The sequence below is a fragment of the Phyllobacterium sp. 0TCS1.6A genome, assembly GCF_026420825.1.
In the GTDB taxonomy this organism is placed as follows: domain Bacteria; phylum Pseudomonadota; class Alphaproteobacteria; order Rhizobiales; family Rhizobiaceae; genus Phyllobacterium.
Genome location: NZ_JAPMAB010000006.1, coordinates 269573 through 285122, shown reverse-complemented (window position 1 = coordinate 285122; position 15550 = coordinate 269573). Strand labels below are relative to the sequence as shown.

The window sequence follows — 15550 nt, the reverse complement described above, 5'->3', positions numbered from 1 at the left end:
ACGCGCTGAAGACCGCCCGTCTCCCCCCATTTCAATGACCAGACGCGATTTTCGCGGGCGTGGTGCGGATTTTGCTTATCCAGCATCTGGAAAAGGGATTGCACAAACGTTGCTGCGCCATTCGACAGGCTCAGGATGAGGGAAATTGGATTGATTGCAAAAGGGAGGGCGCTGAAATTTGAAACCTCGCAGAACTACCACCCTGCCAAACACCCAACCCCCTCATGCTGAGCCCCCACCTCCCTCATGCTGAGCCTGTCGAAGCACGCGGTACATCACTGCAATCAACCGGGACAGGCTCGGTATGAAGGAGGTGGGCATGAGAGACAGGAACATTGGCAATTGTCATTTTAGAAGCGTCGGTTGCTTGCGCAATCTTCGACGGAGGGGATCGCCATGAATGATCCCGAATGGACACGCGCCGCGCGCGTCGTCGGAGACGTCATGTCGCGATGCGATCCGCGCAATGGCCTCGGCGATATCCTGGTCATATCGCGGCTGCGCCATCTGATCGCTGCCGGACGGATCGAGGCGGACCAGGTCGACCGCTCCATTCGAAGCTTCAATATACGCAAGGCCGAGGATTAGAGTGCAGCCGGCTTTCGTTCCAGTTTGATCCGCATTTTAAACAAGTTCGCAAGCGAAAATTATCCAGTTATTTCAGAGAGTTTTTGCTAACCATTACAATTAAGAAGCCCGCAATTCGCGTCGCCTTATGTTCGGGGCAATTCAACAAGACCCAAAACAACTGACAGGCAGGCAATCAGATGAAAAATCTCTTCTGGCGTTTTCTGAAGGACGAATCGGGCGCAACGGCTATCGAATATGGCCTGATCGCAGCCCTCATCTCCGTCGGCATCATCACCGCCATCTCGTCGCTCGGCGACAATATATCGAGCACGTTTGGAACATCCGGAACGACCGGTGCTGAAACCGGGCCCGCAACCGGCCCCGAAACCGGCCCCGCAACCGGTAATGGCGTGAACAAGTAAATATCGGCTCCAGGGCCGATTGGCATGGCCGCGCGGGACGCCGGCTCCGGGTCGCGGCGGCCATCTCGGGGGTTAACGCGGCATCAACCAATCGATGCCATCTATAGGCTTGATAACCCGCGGTCACGGGTTTGCGCAGATGTTTCCATCTGTTATCGTATCCGAGTCTGACTTGTGTGGGGACGGCATCCGCCGTGTTGAGTTTGCTGAAAGCCAAAGCTTTTCGAATAGCAGGGGTGGTGGCAATGGGCGCCCTTATGGCTGCCTGCGCTTCGCCGAAGCCGAAATCCGCCAGGAAATCCCACGGCAAGGAATATTTCGCCGAATCGAAATATGGCGTGAAGGCCAGTCCCAGAATCGTGGGCGAGGGGCGGAAAATCCCGCGTGGCGGCGGCCGCTATCAGGTCGGCAAGCCCTATCAGGTGGCGGGCAGGTGGTATTATCCAAAGGAAGAGCCGGGCTATGTGCGCAAGGGCAAGGCGTCCTGGTATGGCGCGGCCTTCCACGGCCGGCTGACGGCCAATGGCGAGGTCTACGACACCAATCATCTGACAGCGGCGCATCCGACCATGCCGCTGCCGAGCTATGCGCGCGTCACCAACATGGCGAATGGCAGTTCGGTCGTCGTGCGGGTCAATGATCGCGGGCCCTATCATGGCAATCGGGTGATCGATCTGTCGCAGCGGGCGGCGTCGATGCTGGACTACCAGCATACGGGCACCGCCGATGTGAAAGTCGAATATGTGGGGCGTGCGCCGCTGGACGGTGCGGATGAAAGCTTCCTCATGGCTTCCTATCGCGGCCCCGGCGCCGGCGATCCCTATGGCCAGCCGGCATCGGGTGTCATGATCGCCATGAACGGCGCTACGCCGACGAGCAAGGCGGCGGCTGCCATTCCCGGAATGGCGCCGCAGCCCGCAACGGGCGTGCAGGTCGCCAGCCTCGACGCGGCGGCGCCTTCGCTGGACTACCAGGCAAGCAGTCTCGCAGGCACGGCGCAGTCGCAGCCGGCGGTCGACAGCAGCGGTCTCAATTTCAGCGACGCCGATCCGGTCCTGCCGCTGATCGGCCCCTTTGTCGCCGACAAGCCGGCGATCATGATCGGTACCTACAAGGAGCAGCGCCGCGCTTCGGCTCTGGTCAGTTCCTATGCGGACGAGCGGATTGCCGCCGCCAATTCGGCCAGCGCCGCGCTCGAAGCTGCCATCGACCCCACCGTCGACCCCGCTGTCGAATCCGCAACCTGGAAGCGCCTTGCGCGCCTGTCGAACCTGCCGGCGCCGGAAGGCGAATATGTGGATCTCGGCCTGTTCGAGGATCGGGCCGAGGCGCTGCGATTGTCGAAACTGTTGCAGGGTCTTGGCAGTGTCAGCCTGTCGGAGGTGGCAAGCCCGCAAGGCATGCGGACCGCGCTCGTGGCCAAGGCCAGGGATGCGGCCGGCAATGATGCCTTGCTCCGTGCTGCCTGGAACGCCGGTGCGGAAGATGCCTTTGTCGTGCGCGATGACAGGTGAAGAGGACAGGACCCGTCCGTTCGCGCATCGCCTGCTGCCGCTGCTGTTCGTCGGGCTCTCTCTGGTTTCGCAAGCCTATGCGCAAACGCAGGATACTCTGTTCGAGAGCAAGGCCAAGCACGCCTTGATGATCGAGGACCGGACGGGGACGGTTCTCTACTCCAAGACACCCGATGCGCTCATCGAGCCGGCCGCGCTCGCCAAGCTCATGACCATGGAAGTCGTGTTCCATGAATTGAAGCAGGGCCGGATCCAGCCATCGACGCAATATCCGGTTTCCGAGAATGCCTGGCGGACCGGCGGCGCCCCGTCGGGCGGCTCCACCATGTTCGCCAAGCTGAAATCCTCGGTCGCCGTTGGCGACCTCATTCAGGGCGTCATCGTGCAATCGGCCAATGATGGCTGCATCGTCCTTGCCGAGGGAATCGCCGGCTCGGAGGCCAAGTTCGCCGAATTGATGAATGCAAGGGCGAAGGAGATCGGCCTCCAGCACTCGAATTTCGTCAATTCCACGGGCCTGCCCGATCCTGCGCAGCGGGTTTCGCTTACCGATCTCGTGACGCTGGCGCGGCATATAAGGCGGGAATATCCCGATCAATACCGCCTTTATGCGCAGGAAAGCTTCACCTGGAACAATATTTTCCAGCGCAACCGCAATCCGCTGCTCAGGCTGAGCATCGGCGCGGACGGCATGGGCACCGGCTATACGGAACAGTCCGGCTACGGGATCGTCGGCATGACCGAACATGAAGGTCGGCGCTATGTCGCGGCCCTCAGCGGACTGGCGAGCGACAAAGAGCGGGCGGACGAGGCGCGGCGCATCTTCGAGTGGGCCTATGGCGCCTTCGACGAACTCGATATTTTCGCCAAGGAGGAAACCGTCGGCGAAGCCAGCGTCTATGGCGGCGTGGTCTCGAGCGTGCCGCTGAAGGCGCATGACAAGGTGAGCCTGCTCGTACCGGTGGCCAGGCGCGACCGCCTCAAGGCCCATATCGTCTATAACGGGCCCTTGATCGCGCCGCTCGCCGCAGACCAGCCGGTCGGTACGCTGAAAATCTGGATGGGCGAGGCCCTTGTGCAGGAAACGCCGGTCTATACCGCGCAGCCGGTGGAATCGGCGGGGCTGAAAAAGAAGGCGCTCGATGCTGTCGTCGAGCTGACGACCGGCTGGATGCGCCGGCTGCGATTCTGATCCGTGCCGATGTGCATTTGCCTCGACCTTTGCCCGCGCTGAGGCTAAACATGCCACTCAATGACGATAGACGATCAGCGGAAGAAGGCAGGCGTGCGCGGTTTGTTCATAACCTTCGAGGGCGGCGAGGGCGCGGGTAAATCCACCCAGATCGGCCTGCTTGCCACGCATCTGCGCGAGCGGGGGCGGACAGTCGTGGTCACCCGCGAACCCGGCGGCACGCCCGGGGCGGAGGCGGCGCGCCATGTCATTCTGAGCGGCGCGGTCGAATCGTTCGGGCCGGCGATGGAGGCGTTGCTGTTCGCCGCCGCCCGCAACGATCATGTCGAACAGGTCATTCGTCCGGCGCTGGCAGCCGGCAAGGTCGTCCTCTGCGATCGCTACATCGATTCCAGCCGGGTCTACCAGGGCGTCACCGGCAACCTCGATCCGAGGCTGATGCGCGCGGTGGAAAACGCCGCGATCAACGGGCTTATGCCGGACCTCACGGTCATACTGGACCTTCCCGCCGAAGCCGGATTGCAACGCGCCAACAAAAGACGCGGGGAGGGCGCCGCCGATCGATTCGAGAAGGAAACGCTGGACCTGCATGTCAGGCGCAGGGAGGCCTATCTCGATATCGCCAGGATGGAGCCCGGGCGCTGCAAGGTGGTGCCGGCCGACCGCCCCGTGGATGAGATCGCGGGCGAGATAGCCGCGCTGGTGGACGGGCTGGAGCAGGTGGCCGGCGGCCCGGCGGTCAACAAGGAGGTGGCGCTATGAGCGAAGTCGAGCTCGACGTTCCGCTGAACCATGATTCCATTGACGGCATCGTTGCGCCCTCCGCCAATCCGGCGCTTGTCGGCCATGCGGGCGCGGCATCCTTCCTGGCAAGATCGTACCAGAGCGGCCAATTGCATCACGCGCTGCTGCTCGAAGGGCCCCAGGGCATCGGCAAGGCGACGCTCGCCTTCCACCTTGCCGGCCATATGTTGAAACATGCGCGCGCCGGCGAGGCGCCGCTGGTGCTGGCGCAGCCGGATTTCAGCGTTGCGCCCTATCGGCAGATCGCCACCGGCACGCATCCCTCGGTGCTGCACATCACGCGGCCGGTCGATGCGAAGACCGGCAAGTTCAAGACCGCCATTACCATAGACGAGGTTCGCCGCGTCACGCATTTCCTCAACCGCACGGCGCATGACGGCGCGTGGCGGATCGTCATCGTCGATCCGGCCGACGACATGAATCGTAATGCTGCCAATGCCTTGTTGAAGACTCTCGAAGAACCACCGAAGAAAACCCTGTTCATTCTGGTGTCGCATTCCTCCGGCCGGCTATTGCCGACGATCCGCTCGCGCTGCCAGTCGGTGCGCCTCGATCCATTGTCGCAGCAGGAGCTTCCGGCAGCGCTTGCGGCCATCAGCCTCGACGTCGACGCCGCGCAGATGGATGGGCTTGTGGCGCAGGCCAATGGCAGCGTCAGGAAAGCCGCATTGCTGCTGGCATTCGGCGGGCTGGAAATCGCGCGGGCAACCGAGGAGATCATCGGTACGGGCCGGTTCGACGTGCCGAAGGCGCAGGCGCTGGCCGGTGTCCTGTCCGGCCGCGATTCGGAGATCCAGTACGAACTCTTCCTCGAAGACATTTTCGCCCGCCTGAGCAACAGGGCGCGCCTTGCGGCGGAGCAGGGCGACCTGGCGCAGGCCAATCGCTGGTCGCAGCTGTGGCAGGACATGCAGGCAGAGGCCGACGAGGCCGCGGCCTTCAACCTTGACCGCAAGCAGACAGTGCTCATATTTCTGGAGCGAATGCACGGCGCGCAGTCATAGCCCTTCCATGGACTGCGCCGCTATGGCATTCCCACCCAAGTTGGGTTATGTCAGCCTGACCATTTCCCCGATTGTCCAACAAAGACGAAATCACATACGATGAGCCGCGAAACATTCTACACCTCGACTGCGATCGCCTATCCCAATGGCAGCCCCCATATCGGCCATGCCTATGAGGTCATAGCGACGGACGCCATTGCCCGCTTCAACCGGCACGATGGCAAGGATGTGATGTTTCTCAGCGGCACCGACGAACACGGCATCAAGATGCTGCAGACGGCGCGCAAGGAGGGTATTCCGGTTCGCGAGCTTGCAGATCGAAACGCCAAGCTTTTCCGTGAGATGGGCACGCTTCTGAATGCGTCCTTCGACGATTACATCCGCACCACCGAAGAGCGCCACTACAAGGCGTGCCAGGCGATCTGGAAGCGGATGGAAGCCGCCGGCGACATCTACAAGGATTCCTATGCCGGATGGTACTCCGTCCGCGACGAAGCCTATTTCCAGGAGGATGAGACGGAGCTGCGCGACGGCGTTCGCTATGCCCCGACCGGTGCTCCGGTGGAATGGCTCGAGGAAGAGAGCTATTTCTTCCGGCTTTCTGCCTATCAGGACCGCCTGCTTGCGCTCTATGAAGGCAATCCGGAGTTCATCGGCCCTGACGAGCGGCGCAATGAAATCGTTTCCTTCGTCAAATCCGGCCTGAAGGATCTTTCGATATCGCGCACGACCTTCGACTGGGGCGTGCCGGTGCCGGGCGACGAAAAGCACGTCATGTATGTGTGGGTCGATGCGCTGACCAATTATCTGACTGGCATCGGCTATCCGGACGAAAGCGCGGAACGCAGGCGCTTCTGGCCGTGCGACGTTCACGTCATCGGCAAGGACATCATCCGTTTCCATGCGGTGTACTGGCCGGCTTTCCTGCTTTCGGCCAGGATCGAGCTGCCGAAGCGCATTTTCGGCCATGGCTTCGTGTTCAACCGCGGCGAGAAAATGTCGAAATCGGTCGGCAATGTCATCGATCCGGCGGCCTTGGTGGAACATTACGGCCTCGACCAGCTGCGCTATTTCCTGCTGCGCGAAATTCCGTTCGGCCAGGACGGCAATTACAGCCATGAGGCTATCGTCAATCGCACCAATGCCGATCTTGCCAATGATCTCGGCAATCTGGCGCAGCGGTCGCTGTCGATGATCGCCAAGAACTGCGAGGCGAAGGTGCCGCAGCGCGGCGAGCTGACGGCGGCCGACCAGGCCATCCTCGGACAGGCGGTGGCGGCGCTCGATACGGCGCGCAAGGCGGTGGCGACGCAGGCATTGCACCAGGCGCTGGCGGCGATCTTCGCGGTGGTGGCGGAAGCCAATCGCTATTTCGCCGCGCAGGAACCCTGGGCGCTCAAGAAGACCGATCCGGCGCGCATGGAGACCGTGCTTTATGTGACGGCCGAGGTCATCCGCCGCGTCGCGATCATGAGCCAGCCCTTCATCCCGGGTTCCGCGGCCAAGCTGCTGGACATCCTCGCCGTTGCGCCGGACAAGCGCAATTTCTCGGATATTGGAGACGCGGGTGCGCTCGTCGTGGGGACGGACCTGCCGCCGCCCCAGCCGGTTTTCCCGCGCTATGTAGAGGCCGATAAGTCGAATTGACCATGCTAGTCGACAGTCACTGCCATCTGGATTTCGCCGACTTCGCCGAGGAACGCGATGCGATCGTGCAGCGCGCCCTGGATCAGGGCATCAAGCGCCTCGTCACGATTTCGACGCGGGTCCGGCGGTTTGCATCGATCCTCGAGATCGCCGAAGCCTATGACAGCGTCTACGCATCGGTCGGAACGCATCCGAACAATGCGCATGAAGAGCTGGACGTCACGGCGGACGAACTCGTCCGGCTGGCCGAACATCCGAAAGTCGTAGCCATAGGCGAGGCGGGTCTCGACTATCATTACGACTATGCGCCGCCCGCGGCGCAGGCCGAGGGGCTGCGAAACCATATCGCCGCCGCGCGGCTGACGCAGCTTCCGCTCGTCGTCCATGCCCGCAGCGCCGATGAGGACATGATTTCCATCCTGCGCGAAGAGATGGGGAAGGGGGCCTTCCCTTTCATCCTCCATTGCTTCTCGTCCGGTCCCGAACTGGCGCGTGTCGGCGTGGAGCTGGGCGGATATATCTCCTTCTCGGGAATATTGACGTTCAAGAATTCGGCCGAGATCCGCGACATTGCCCGCACGGTGCCGCGCGAGCGGCTGCTGGTAGAGACGGACGCGCCTTATCTGGCGCCCGCGCCGCATCGGGGCAAACGCAACGAGCCGAGTTTCGTCCGCCATACGGCAGCCGTCCTGGCCGAGACGATCGGCGTCAGCGACGAAGAGATCGCGTGGATAACCACCGACAATTTCTTCCGCCTGTTCACCAAGATGCCAAGGCCTGCCGATGCCTGATCGCATGCGCTTCACCATTCTCGGCTGTGGATCGTCGCCCGGCGTTCCACGCCTGAATGGCGATTGGGGCAATTGCGATCCGGCGGAGCCGAAGAACCGGCGCATGCGGGCTTCCATGCTTGTCGAAAGGATCGCGGCCGGCGGCGCGACCACAACCGTCATCATCGATACCGGCCCGGATTTTCGCACGCAGATGATCAATTTCGGCCATGGACGGCTGGATGCGGTGGTCTATACGCACGCCCATGCCGACCATATACACGGGCTGGACGACCTGCGCACCTTCGTCATCGATCGCCGCGACCTGATGGACATCTATGCGGACGCAACGACCCAGCGGCGGCTGGTCGAGGGCTTTGCCTATTGTTTCAGGACGCCGGCCGGTTCCAGCTATCCGCCGATCCTTCGCCCGCACGAGATCGTCCACCACGAGGCCTTCGAAATTACCGGACCCGGCGGGCCGATCCGCTTCCTGCCTTTGCCGCAGGTGCATGGCGATATCCTGTCGCTGGGGTTCAGGATCGGCGATGTGGCTTATTGTTCCGACGTCAGCGAGTTTCCCGATACGACGGTCAACCAGCTTGGCGATCTCGATGTCCTGATCATCGACGCGCTTCAATATCGTACGCACCCAAGCCATTTTTCCATCGACGAAACAATGACATGGATCGAGAAGCTCAAGCCGCGTCGAGCCATCCTGACCCATATGCACATTCCCCTGGATTATGGAACTGTCATGCGCGGCACGCCGGAGCATGTGGAGCCGGCCTTTGACGGGCTGACATTCGAGGTCGAACTGTGAGCAAGAGCGTCGAGCGCGTACGGCAGGCCGCCCGGTCGGCAGGCCTCGACATAGAGATCCGCCAGATGCCGGATTCGACCCATACGGCCGAGGACGCCGCCATCCAGTGCGGCGTGACGGTCGGCCAGATCGTCAAGTCGCTTGTGTTCCAGGGCAGCACGAGCGGCAAACTCTACCTGTTCCTGATATCCGGTCCACGCAGGCTCGATCCGGCGAAAGCTGCGGCGCTGATCGGCGAGGAATTGCACAGGGCCGATCCGAAGTTCGTGCGCAAGCAGACCGGCTTCGCCATCGGCGGCGTTTCACCGCTGGGCCATCAGATCGAGATCGACGCTTATGCGGATGAGACATTGATGCAGTATGATGTCGTCTGGGCGGCGGCAGGTGGCGTGAACTTCGTTTTTCCGTGCGAGCCTCGGGCTTTGGCGAAGGCGGCAAAGGCGCGTATTGCCGATATAACCGGCTGAGTACGGCATTCGCGCCATGTCCGTTGGTTCCATAATCTGTCTTATGCGACTTTTATGCCGACCCGGGTGGGTTCAAGGATGAAATGCGACATGCGTCTCCTCCGTGGTGCCCGAAGCTCAATCTGCAACTGATGCGGTGCACTCGCCTTTTGCCTGGTCAGACTGACGTATCAAGCCGACACGTCGAACGCAGGATGAAATGCAACGATGCCGCTGGGTATCTTGTCTTTGAACGCAAGCGTCAGAAAATATTCGGGCGGAACGTCCGGAAGTCGAAGCTCCGGCACTGCCTCAAAGCCGAAACGGCCGTAATATGCCGGATTGCCCAGCAGCACGATGCCCTCGGCGCCGCGCCCGCGCATATGATCCAGGCCATCCCGGATCAATTCGGCCCCGACGGCACGTCCCTGACAATCCGGCCGGACGGCGACGGGACCGAGCCCGTACCAGCCAAGGTCGGCACCATTGATCGTGACCGGCGAAAATGCGATCTGGCCGATGATCCGGTCGTCTTCGACGGCGACGCGCGACAGGCTCAATGCTCCGGCAGCGCGCAGAGCCCGGACGATTGCCGCCTCGGTGCCGCTGGCATAGGCGACGTCCCGAAAGGCATCGTCGATGAGCTTGCCGATCGCTCCGGCATCCGTGGCGGTCTCGCTGCGAATGATCATCATAACGTCCCAATGCTTCAATATATGGTGCTTGAATATATCGCACCAGCGGCACATATGCGGCTGACACTTCTTCATAGATCGTTGCCTTGTACGGAGTAAAGCGTGCCGAGAAAAACTGCCCTGGTTCTCATCAATCCCTATGCCAGACGGGGCAAGAACGGGCTGCAACAGGCCCGTATCCTGCTGGAGCAGATCGACATCGACGCGGTGGAGGATTTTCCCGAGCGCGGCAAAACGCTGTCGGACACGATCCGGGCCAATGCCGGGAAGATCGATCTCGTGATCGTCGGCGGCGGCGACGGCAGCCTCAACGACGCCGCGCAGGGCCTGCTGGAGACAGGACTTCCGCTCGGCGTGCTGCCGCTCGGCACGGCAAATGATTTCGCCCGCACGATCGGCATACCGCTCGACCTGCCCTCCGCCGTCAAGACAATCGCCGCCGGCAAGACCACGCCGGTCGATCTCGGCATGGCCAATGACTTCCCGTTCTTCAACGTCGCCAGCATTGGCTTCAGCGCCGATCTCGCCATGGCGCTGACCGAGAAAGCCAAGAAATACTGGGGCAAGCTCGGCTACGCCATTGTTGCCGCCCGGCTTCTGGCAGCCTCGCGGCTGTTCACGGCCACGCTGGAGCATGACGGCACCAGCGAGGAATTGAGGACATTGCAGGTTTCCGTCGGCAATGGCCGCCATTATGGCGGCGGCATGACCGTGCATGAGGATGCGACCGCCACGGACGGGCTGCTGGATTTCTACAGTCTCGAAGTCGATCACTGGTGGCGCCTGCTGGGCCTGCTGCCGAGCCTGCGCAAGGGCACGCATGGGCAATGGGACGATGTGCGCGCCTTTTCGACCAAGGAACTCGTCATCCGGACCCGGCGCCCGCGGGCGGTCAATCTTGACGGCGAACTGAAGACGCATACGCCCGTTCACTTCACCATCCGCGAAAAGGCGATCGACGTATTCGTGCCATGAACCGGGGCTCCCGGGAACACGATTTCTCCCTTCATGCCGCTTCCGGTCGCGGCTCGTCCCGGCTAAAACCGTATGAGCCTCCCCGAATCCATCTGGAGAATTCGATGACCGATCTTTCGTCCTTTCCCATTGCCAAGCGCTGGCCGGCACAGCATCCCGACCGCCTGCAGCTCTATTCCTTTCCGACGCCGAACGGCGTGAAGGTCTCGATCGCGCTCGAGGAAATCGGGCTGCCCTATGAGGCGCATGCGATCAATATCGGCAAGGACGAGACCTGGACGCCGCCATTCCTGTCGCTCAATCCGAACGGCAAGATCCCGGCTATCATCGATCCGGACGGGCCGGATGGAAAGCCCCTCGCCCTGTTCGAATCCGGCGCGATCCTGCTGTATCTCGCCGAGAAGACGGGCAAGCTGCTGCCCGCCAGCGCATCGCGGCGCTACGAGACCATCCAATGGGTGTTCTTCCAGATGGCCGGCATAGGTCCGATCTTCGGCCAGGTCGGCTTCTTCCATAAATTCGCCGGCCGGGAGATCGAGGACAAGCGGCCGCTGGAACGCTACAGCAAGGAATCGAAGCGCCTGCTCGGCGTGCTGGAAAGCCGCCTCGCCGGCAGGCAGTGGATCATGGACGACGAATATACCATCGCCGATATCTCGATGCTCGGCTGGGTGCGCAATCTTGTCGGCTTCTATGGCGCGGGCGAACTTGTCGACTATGCCGGCCTGACGCATGTTCCGGCGTGGCTGGAGCGTGGGCTGGCGCGCCCCGCCGTGCAACGCGGGCTCGAAATTCCGGCCCGCTCGGCCTAGAAGGCCGAGTTCATTCCTCGCCGCCGCGCCCTGCCTCGGCACGCGCCCTTTCCAGGGCGCGCATGGCGGCGAAGAGGACCTCGCGATCGTTCTGGTGCTTTTCGAACAGCGTCACAAATAGCGGGTTGCCGATTTCATGCGGCGGCGGCGCGGACTTGGCTTTCAACAGGCTGGAATCCGCGGCGGCACGCGCCTTGGCGACGCGTTGCTTGGCCGCTTCGAGCACGGCGAGCGCCGATTGCGCCTGATCCTCACCGTAGATCGCCGGCACGGGCAACGGCGAACGAGCGGCCTGGGCGCGGCCGCTTCCGTTGCTGGCGATGGTGGTTCTGGCATTCATTGGCGGTCATCTGTCCTGAAATTGCTTCGTTTGCGGCGATTTTAGCGGACAGGCCCTCGCTCCATAACGCAAATCCGATCAAAAACCCGGTGCTTGTGAGCAGGCTTTGCCCGTTTGGAACCATATTATGGAATTGATTTGCCATGCGGCCGCGGCGCAATGCGATTTGACTGTGGGCGATTAATCCGTTTTATTTGCCGCGCCGTACCGAGTTGCAGGAGCATTGAATGGACCGCTTTGAAACGTTTGCCACCTGGATATTCATTGTCTTCGGTGCATTGATCATCGCCGGTTTGATGGCGTTCGGCATCGCCGCCGACGACAAACCCGTGTTCCTCTTTGCCTTCGCCGCCGCCTGCAGCGCATTCTTTCTCGGCTTCGCCGTCATATTCGACCAGCCGCGGCTCTACGGCCTTATCCTGTTCGTCTCGTTCGTCCTCATCGCCGGATCGGTGACGGCCATCGTCACCTAGTCATAAAATCCAACAATCGCCGCTGACGCGCAAAATCATTCCCCGATTGCGCCACAAGGCGTAAACACGACCGTTCCAATCGGGTAAGCAAGCCCCTATTCTTCGCCGGCAACGGGAAGAACATGATGCTGAATGAAGAAGTCCGTCTTTCGAGAGCCATTCCGCGCCGGGCAAATCCGCTGCGCGCCGACAGGATCGGCGGCTTCGCCCTCTTCCTCAGCGCGGTGATATTCCACCTCGCCATTCTTTTTGACCTTCTGCCGAAATAACTTCCAAAAAAGCAAAAAAATCTGCAACTCGCCGGAACCTATTTTCAGGCGCGTCGTTATAGAGGCACTGGTTCCCCCAGACCAGTATGGCTAAAACCCACAAGCCAAACAGCCCAATCCTCTTGCCCCTGAGGATTGGGCTTTATTCTTTGCGATGGAGGGATCGATGTCGCTCGAAAATGCCAGACAGGCAATAGAGGCTGCAATTCATTCCGGCGATTTCAAGAGCATGGGTATCGCCGTGTTCAAGGCGATCAATGCCCTCGAGGAAAGGATCAAGGAACTCGAGCGGGAAACGGCGCAGCTGAAAGCAAAGTTGAACGGCTCGGGCCCAGCTGATTCTTGAATATCCCGCCGATCATGGTACTATGTCCATAGTTGAGTGTCGCGGTATCTTGAGCCTGTGCCACACTGAAACGATGCGTGATAGATTTATCCAGAGTCCAGTCTGTTAGAGCCAAATCAAGCCTCAACGCGCAAAGCCCCTACCCGTCCGGCAGGGGTTTTGCTTGTGACGCTACCGCCTGATATTTCCGCCTGATATTGCCACCTGTCATTACCCGGGGCGTCAGCTTGCCTCGACAATAGCCTTTATATCGTCCGTGGAATGGTTGGTGAGCGTCTTCGGGATCTCGCTTACGATCCTGTCCGTCACTTCCTTATGGAATTCCTGCCGCATCTCGCCGAGAACCAGAGGCGGCGCGACGATGATCAGCCGTTCGAATTCTCCCTTGTGGGCGTAAGCGTAGAGCGCCTCGGCAATATCCCTGGCAAAGCGGCGCTTGGAGATCTCGTGCCAATCGGTTTCTTCCGTTGCGCTGCGGTGGGCGCTCGGACCATCGGCAAAGCGCCCGGGCTTGTCGGTGCCCTGCTCGCGCGTTGCCGGGTTGGACTGGGTCATCTGATGGATCGTTTCGAGATGGACGTTCTTGACGTCCTTGCCGTTGCGAAGAAACAGCGCCTTCTCGCCATCCGCAACGATGATCCACGTCTTGCGATTGAGTGGCAGGTCGACCATATCATTCCGCTCCCGTGCCGAGGGTTTCGAGATGATTGCATGTCATGGGGGTCTCCTTCCGAATGGCGGTCATCGAGCCGGGCGTGCATTTCCCGCTCACGAATTTAACGCCTGCCCAATCGAGATGTTCCCGCCCTCCGGCCGGTGTTCGGCACTCAGCCGCGCCGCGCTGGATTTGTCGGCCACGCGCTGTTAGAGCTAGGTTCGTGCAGCGTGCAGACCGGGAGACATGAATGACTGCTTTGACCATTATCGTCGAGTTCGAGACCAATGAGGGCCGCGAGGAGGAATTCATCGCCAGCATCAGGGAACATGCCCGCAAGACGCTGGAAGAGGAGCCGGGCTGCCTGCGTTTCGAGGTGATCAAGCCGATCAATCGCGACGGCACTCCCATTCCCAACAGGGTGATGGTCAATGAACTCTACGCCAACGAGGCGGCAGTCACCGCGCATGAGAACAACCCGCGAATGCCGAAGCTGCGCGCCACGAACGCCCCGCTGCTGAAATCCAGCCGTCTCATTCTCGCGCAATCGCTCAGCCCGCGCGCCGCCGAAGGCATGCCGCCGCAGGAACTCAATGCCAGCAATGATGATTGACGCCAGCAATGATGATTGACCCAAAGACATATGTTTGCGACGGGAATTGTGGCATCATGCAGCGGAACCCCTGGCGGGGTTGGTGAGGTCGGAAGTGAACTGCATTTTCAAGAGAGTGGTGACATTCATGCTCGTTCCGGGCGCGGTCGGAATGTCCGGCTGCGGCAGTACCCGCTGGGCGACCGAGCGGCCCCAGGTCACATCGGCCTGCGCCGGCTGGAACAAGATCAGGATCAAGCCCGAAACGGCGCTTTATCTTGCCAGGAACGACTTTGCCGCCGGCATCGACATCGACGCGCATAATCTGAACGGGCAGAACAATGGCTGCTGGAAATAACGCCGTTCCGCGCTGAACCCCGCAGGCCGGAACAAAGATGGCGATTGCCACGTTTCCTTTGTGTTGCAACATAGAGGATAAGTGGAATGGCTACCAATATGGAGAAGGTTCGAGCGGCTACCGAGGAAGATCTGGAGAGCCAGATCGCGTCGCTGCGCAAAGAGCTTTCATCAATAACGCAATCCTTGTCCGAACAGGGCTATGAGATCGGCGACCAGGCGGCCACCGCCTATGACGCCGTCAAGCGAAGCGGCCGAAAAGCCGTGAAATATGTTGGCGAAGAGGCACATTTCGTTGCCGACAAGGCGCGGGAGAATCCGTTGACTGCCGTTGCCATCGTATCTGCGGTCGCCGCTATCGGGCTATTGGCTGGTTTGAGTGCTTATCGCCGATGATGCAGCGTTGTCCTGCAGAAAGAGGCCGGGATTCTCCTCCCGGCCTTTTTCATGTGACGGGCCCGCCGGACGCCCTCCCCCTTGTTGCGTTGTAGCGGCCGAACGGGGTATGAACATCCTGGCGGCGCGCGGTTGCATGCCGTGGAGTCTCAATGGAGTCACCGGTGGACAAATTCGAAAACTACGCCCTGGCCTTGATGGTCGTGTTCGGTGCCCTCGTCATCGGCGGTCTCATGGCCATTCATATCGCCTGGATGCACAAGGCCGGCTTCCTCTTCGCCCTCGGATCGGCAGTCGTCGTCTGGGGCGCGGGATTTGCCGTCCTCTTCGACAAGCCGCGCCTGTACGGGCTGCTGCTCCTGTGCGCGATCCTTCTCATCGCAGCTTCGATCACGGTGCTCGTCCGTTGATGTAAATATGATAATGTCGTTCATATTTTTCCCATTTA

Annotated in this window: 22 protein-coding genes; 19 read left to right on the top strand and 3 right to left on the bottom strand. The window is 61.0% G+C overall.

Translation table 11 applies throughout. From position 1 onward, the window contains the following. The first annotated feature begins 396 nt into the window (after positions 1-396). The 10 genes from OSJ75_RS15160 (at position 397) to OSJ75_RS15115 (ending at position 9213) form a co-directional block, all read left to right on the top strand. Positions 397-588 (top strand): DUF3658 domain-containing protein, encoded by a 192-nt coding sequence (locus tag OSJ75_RS15160; protein WP_267228607.1) that lies wholly within the window; start codon positions 397-399, stop codon positions 586-588. Positions 589-767: 179 nt separating this feature from the next. Continuing rightward, a complete protein-coding gene (locus OSJ75_RS15155) occupies positions 768-992 on the top strand; it encodes a Flp family type IVb pilin (protein ID WP_267228606.1) in 225 nt (74 codons plus the stop codon). A gap of 257 nt (positions 993-1249) precedes the next feature. After that, positions 1250-2506, top strand: a complete 1257-nt coding sequence (locus OSJ75_RS15150) for a septal ring lytic transglycosylase RlpA family protein (protein WP_416362571.1) — start codon at positions 1250-1252, stop codon at positions 2504-2506. Further along, a complete protein-coding gene (locus tag OSJ75_RS15145; protein ID WP_267228604.1) occupies positions 2496-3698 on the top strand; it encodes a D-alanyl-D-alanine carboxypeptidase family protein in 1203 nt (400 codons plus the stop codon). Before OSJ75_RS15150 ends, OSJ75_RS15145 begins: the two co-directional genes overlap by 11 nt. Before the next feature lie 93 nt (positions 3699-3791). Continuing rightward, positions 3792-4460, top strand: coding sequence for a dTMP kinase (tmk, locus tag OSJ75_RS15140; RefSeq protein ID WP_267228624.1), 669 nt, complete (start codon positions 3792-3794; stop codon positions 4458-4460). Beyond that, a complete protein-coding gene (locus OSJ75_RS15135; RefSeq protein ID WP_267228603.1) occupies positions 4457-5506 on the top strand; it encodes a DNA polymerase III subunit delta' in 1050 nt (349 codons plus the stop codon). The genes tmk and OSJ75_RS15135 overlap by 4 nt, the downstream gene beginning before the upstream one ends. A gap of 99 nt (positions 5507-5605) precedes the next feature. Beyond that, positions 5606-7153, top strand: a complete 1548-nt coding sequence (metG, locus tag OSJ75_RS15130; protein ID WP_267228602.1) for a methionine--tRNA ligase — start codon at positions 5606-5608, stop codon at positions 7151-7153. 2 nt (positions 7154-7155) lie between these two features. Further along, positions 7156-7944 (top strand): TatD family hydrolase, encoded by a 789-nt coding sequence (locus tag OSJ75_RS15125; RefSeq protein WP_267228601.1) that lies wholly within the window; start codon positions 7156-7158, stop codon positions 7942-7944. Then, positions 7937-8746: an MBL fold metallo-hydrolase gene (locus OSJ75_RS15120; protein WP_267228600.1), complete on the top strand. Its 810-nt coding sequence runs from the start codon at positions 7937-7939 to the stop codon at positions 8744-8746. Before OSJ75_RS15125 ends, OSJ75_RS15120 begins: the two co-directional genes overlap by 8 nt. Continuing rightward, positions 8743-9213 (top strand): YbaK/EbsC family protein, encoded by a 471-nt coding sequence (locus OSJ75_RS15115; protein ID WP_250018753.1) that lies wholly within the window; start codon positions 8743-8745, stop codon positions 9211-9213. Before OSJ75_RS15120 ends, OSJ75_RS15115 begins: the two co-directional genes overlap by 4 nt. 170 nt (positions 9214-9383) lie before the next feature. Here the strand turns inward: OSJ75_RS15115 and OSJ75_RS15110 are convergent, their stop codons facing one another. Then, entirely contained in the window at positions 9384-9884 is a 501-nt protein-coding gene (locus tag OSJ75_RS15110) for a GNAT family N-acetyltransferase (protein WP_267228623.1), read from the bottom strand. 105 nt (positions 9885-9989) lie between these two features. Between OSJ75_RS15110 and OSJ75_RS15105 the strand changes: the two genes are divergently transcribed. Both OSJ75_RS15105 and OSJ75_RS15100 read left to right on the top strand, forming a co-directional pair. Then, entirely contained in the window at positions 9990-10862 is an 873-nt protein-coding gene (locus tag OSJ75_RS15105) for a lipid kinase (RefSeq protein WP_267228599.1), read from the top strand. Between the two features lie 104 nt (positions 10863-10966). Further along, a complete protein-coding gene (locus OSJ75_RS15100; protein WP_267228598.1) occupies positions 10967-11674 on the top strand; it encodes a glutathione S-transferase N-terminal domain-containing protein in 708 nt (235 codons plus the stop codon). Positions 11675-11684: 10 nt separating this feature from the next. On the opposite strand, the gene OSJ75_RS15095 is transcribed toward OSJ75_RS15100, so the two are convergent. Beyond that, the gene (locus tag OSJ75_RS15095) at positions 11685-12014 is read right to left on the bottom strand and encodes a hypothetical protein (protein ID WP_267228597.1); all 330 of its coding nucleotides are present in this window, start codon (positions 12012-12014) and stop codon (positions 11685-11687) included. A gap of 227 nt (positions 12015-12241) precedes the next feature. Between OSJ75_RS15095 and OSJ75_RS15090 the strand changes: the two genes are divergently transcribed. From OSJ75_RS15090 to OSJ75_RS15080, 3 genes are all read left to right on the top strand, one after another. Then, on the top strand, positions 12242-12487 hold the full coding sequence (locus OSJ75_RS15090; RefSeq protein ID WP_250018749.1) for a hypothetical protein: 246 nt from the start codon (positions 12242-12244) through the stop codon (positions 12485-12487). A gap of 125 nt (positions 12488-12612) precedes the next feature. Continuing rightward, positions 12613-12756, top strand: coding sequence for a hypothetical protein (locus OSJ75_RS15085; protein ID WP_267228596.1), 144 nt, complete (start codon positions 12613-12615; stop codon positions 12754-12756). 166 nt (positions 12757-12922) lie between these two features. After that, entirely contained in the window at positions 12923-13102 is a 180-nt protein-coding gene (locus tag OSJ75_RS15080) for a hypothetical protein (RefSeq protein ID WP_250018747.1), read from the top strand. A gap of 222 nt (positions 13103-13324) precedes the next feature. Here OSJ75_RS15080 and OSJ75_RS15075 read toward each other — a convergent pair whose 3' ends face one another. Continuing rightward, positions 13325-13774, bottom strand: a complete 450-nt coding sequence (locus tag OSJ75_RS15075; RefSeq protein ID WP_250018746.1) for a host attachment protein — start codon at positions 13772-13774, stop codon at positions 13325-13327. 233 nt (positions 13775-14007) lie between these two features. Here OSJ75_RS15075 and OSJ75_RS15070 point away from each other — a divergent pair, with 233 nt between their 5' ends. From OSJ75_RS15070 to OSJ75_RS15055, 4 genes are all read left to right on the top strand, one after another. Further along, positions 14008-14370 carry a putative quinol monooxygenase gene (locus tag OSJ75_RS15070; RefSeq protein WP_267228595.1) on the top strand — a complete coding sequence of 121 codons (363 nt, stop codon included), beginning with the start codon at positions 14008-14010 and terminating at the stop codon, positions 14368-14370. 127 nt (positions 14371-14497) lie between these two features. Next, entirely contained in the window at positions 14498-14707 is a 210-nt protein-coding gene (locus OSJ75_RS15065; protein ID WP_267228594.1) for a hypothetical protein, read from the top strand. A gap of 86 nt (positions 14708-14793) precedes the next feature. Then, positions 14794-15102 carry a hypothetical protein gene (locus tag OSJ75_RS15060; protein ID WP_250018743.1) on the top strand — a complete coding sequence of 103 codons (309 nt, stop codon included), beginning with the start codon at positions 14794-14796 and terminating at the stop codon, positions 15100-15102. Between the two features lie 164 nt (positions 15103-15266). Continuing rightward, a complete protein-coding gene (locus tag OSJ75_RS15055; RefSeq protein ID WP_250018742.1) occupies positions 15267-15512 on the top strand; it encodes a hypothetical protein in 246 nt (81 codons plus the stop codon). Positions 15513-15550: the final 38 nt, after the last annotated feature.

Bases quoted from the DNA above. Each gene is read 5' to 3' on its own strand.
- OSJ75_RS15070 (WP_267228595.1), top strand. From the start codon at position 14,008: ATGACTGCTTTGACCATTATCGTCGAGTTCGAGACCAATGAGGGCCGC.
- OSJ75_RS15125 (WP_267228601.1), top strand. From the start codon at position 7,156: ATGCTAGTCGACAGTCACTGCCATCTGGATTTCGCCGACTTCGCCGAG.
- OSJ75_RS15150 (WP_416362571.1), top strand. From the start codon at position 1,250: ATGGCTGCCTGCGCTTCGCCGAAGCCGAAATCCGCCAGGAAATCCCAC.
- metG (WP_267228602.1), top strand. From the start codon at position 5,606: ATGAGCCGCGAAACATTCTACACCTCGACTGCGATCGCCTATCCCAAT.
- OSJ75_RS15095 (WP_267228597.1), bottom strand. From the start codon at position 12,014: ATGAATGCCAGAACCACCATCGCCAGCAACGGAAGCGGCCGCGCCCAG.
- OSJ75_RS15110 (WP_267228623.1), bottom strand. From the start codon at position 9,884: ATGATCATTCGCAGCGAGACCGCCACGGATGCCGGAGCGATCGGCAAG.
- OSJ75_RS15075 (WP_250018746.1), bottom strand. From the start codon at position 13,774: ATGGTCGACCTGCCACTCAATCGCAAGACGTGGATCATCGTTGCGGAT.
- OSJ75_RS15135 (WP_267228603.1), top strand. From the start codon at position 4,457: ATGAGCGAAGTCGAGCTCGACGTTCCGCTGAACCATGATTCCATTGAC.
- OSJ75_RS15100 (WP_267228598.1), top strand. From the start codon at position 10,967: ATGACCGATCTTTCGTCCTTTCCCATTGCCAAGCGCTGGCCGGCACAG.
- OSJ75_RS15065 (WP_267228594.1), top strand. From the start codon at position 14,498: ATGCTCGTTCCGGGCGCGGTCGGAATGTCCGGCTGCGGCAGTACCCGC.
- OSJ75_RS15160 (WP_267228607.1), top strand. From the start codon at position 397: ATGAATGATCCCGAATGGACACGCGCCGCGCGCGTCGTCGGAGACGTC.
- OSJ75_RS15085 (WP_267228596.1), top strand. From the start codon at position 12,613: ATGCTGAATGAAGAAGTCCGTCTTTCGAGAGCCATTCCGCGCCGGGCA.
- OSJ75_RS15060 (WP_250018743.1), top strand. From the start codon at position 14,794: ATGGCTACCAATATGGAGAAGGTTCGAGCGGCTACCGAGGAAGATCTG.
- OSJ75_RS15155 (WP_267228606.1), top strand. From the start codon at position 768: ATGAAAAATCTCTTCTGGCGTTTTCTGAAGGACGAATCGGGCGCAACG.
- OSJ75_RS15120 (WP_267228600.1), top strand. From the start codon at position 7,937: ATGCCTGATCGCATGCGCTTCACCATTCTCGGCTGTGGATCGTCGCCC.
- OSJ75_RS15090 (WP_250018749.1), top strand. From the start codon at position 12,242: ATGGACCGCTTTGAAACGTTTGCCACCTGGATATTCATTGTCTTCGGT.
- OSJ75_RS15145 (WP_267228604.1), top strand. From the start codon at position 2,496: ATGACAGGTGAAGAGGACAGGACCCGTCCGTTCGCGCATCGCCTGCTG.
- OSJ75_RS15080 (WP_250018747.1), top strand. From the start codon at position 12,923: ATGTCGCTCGAAAATGCCAGACAGGCAATAGAGGCTGCAATTCATTCC.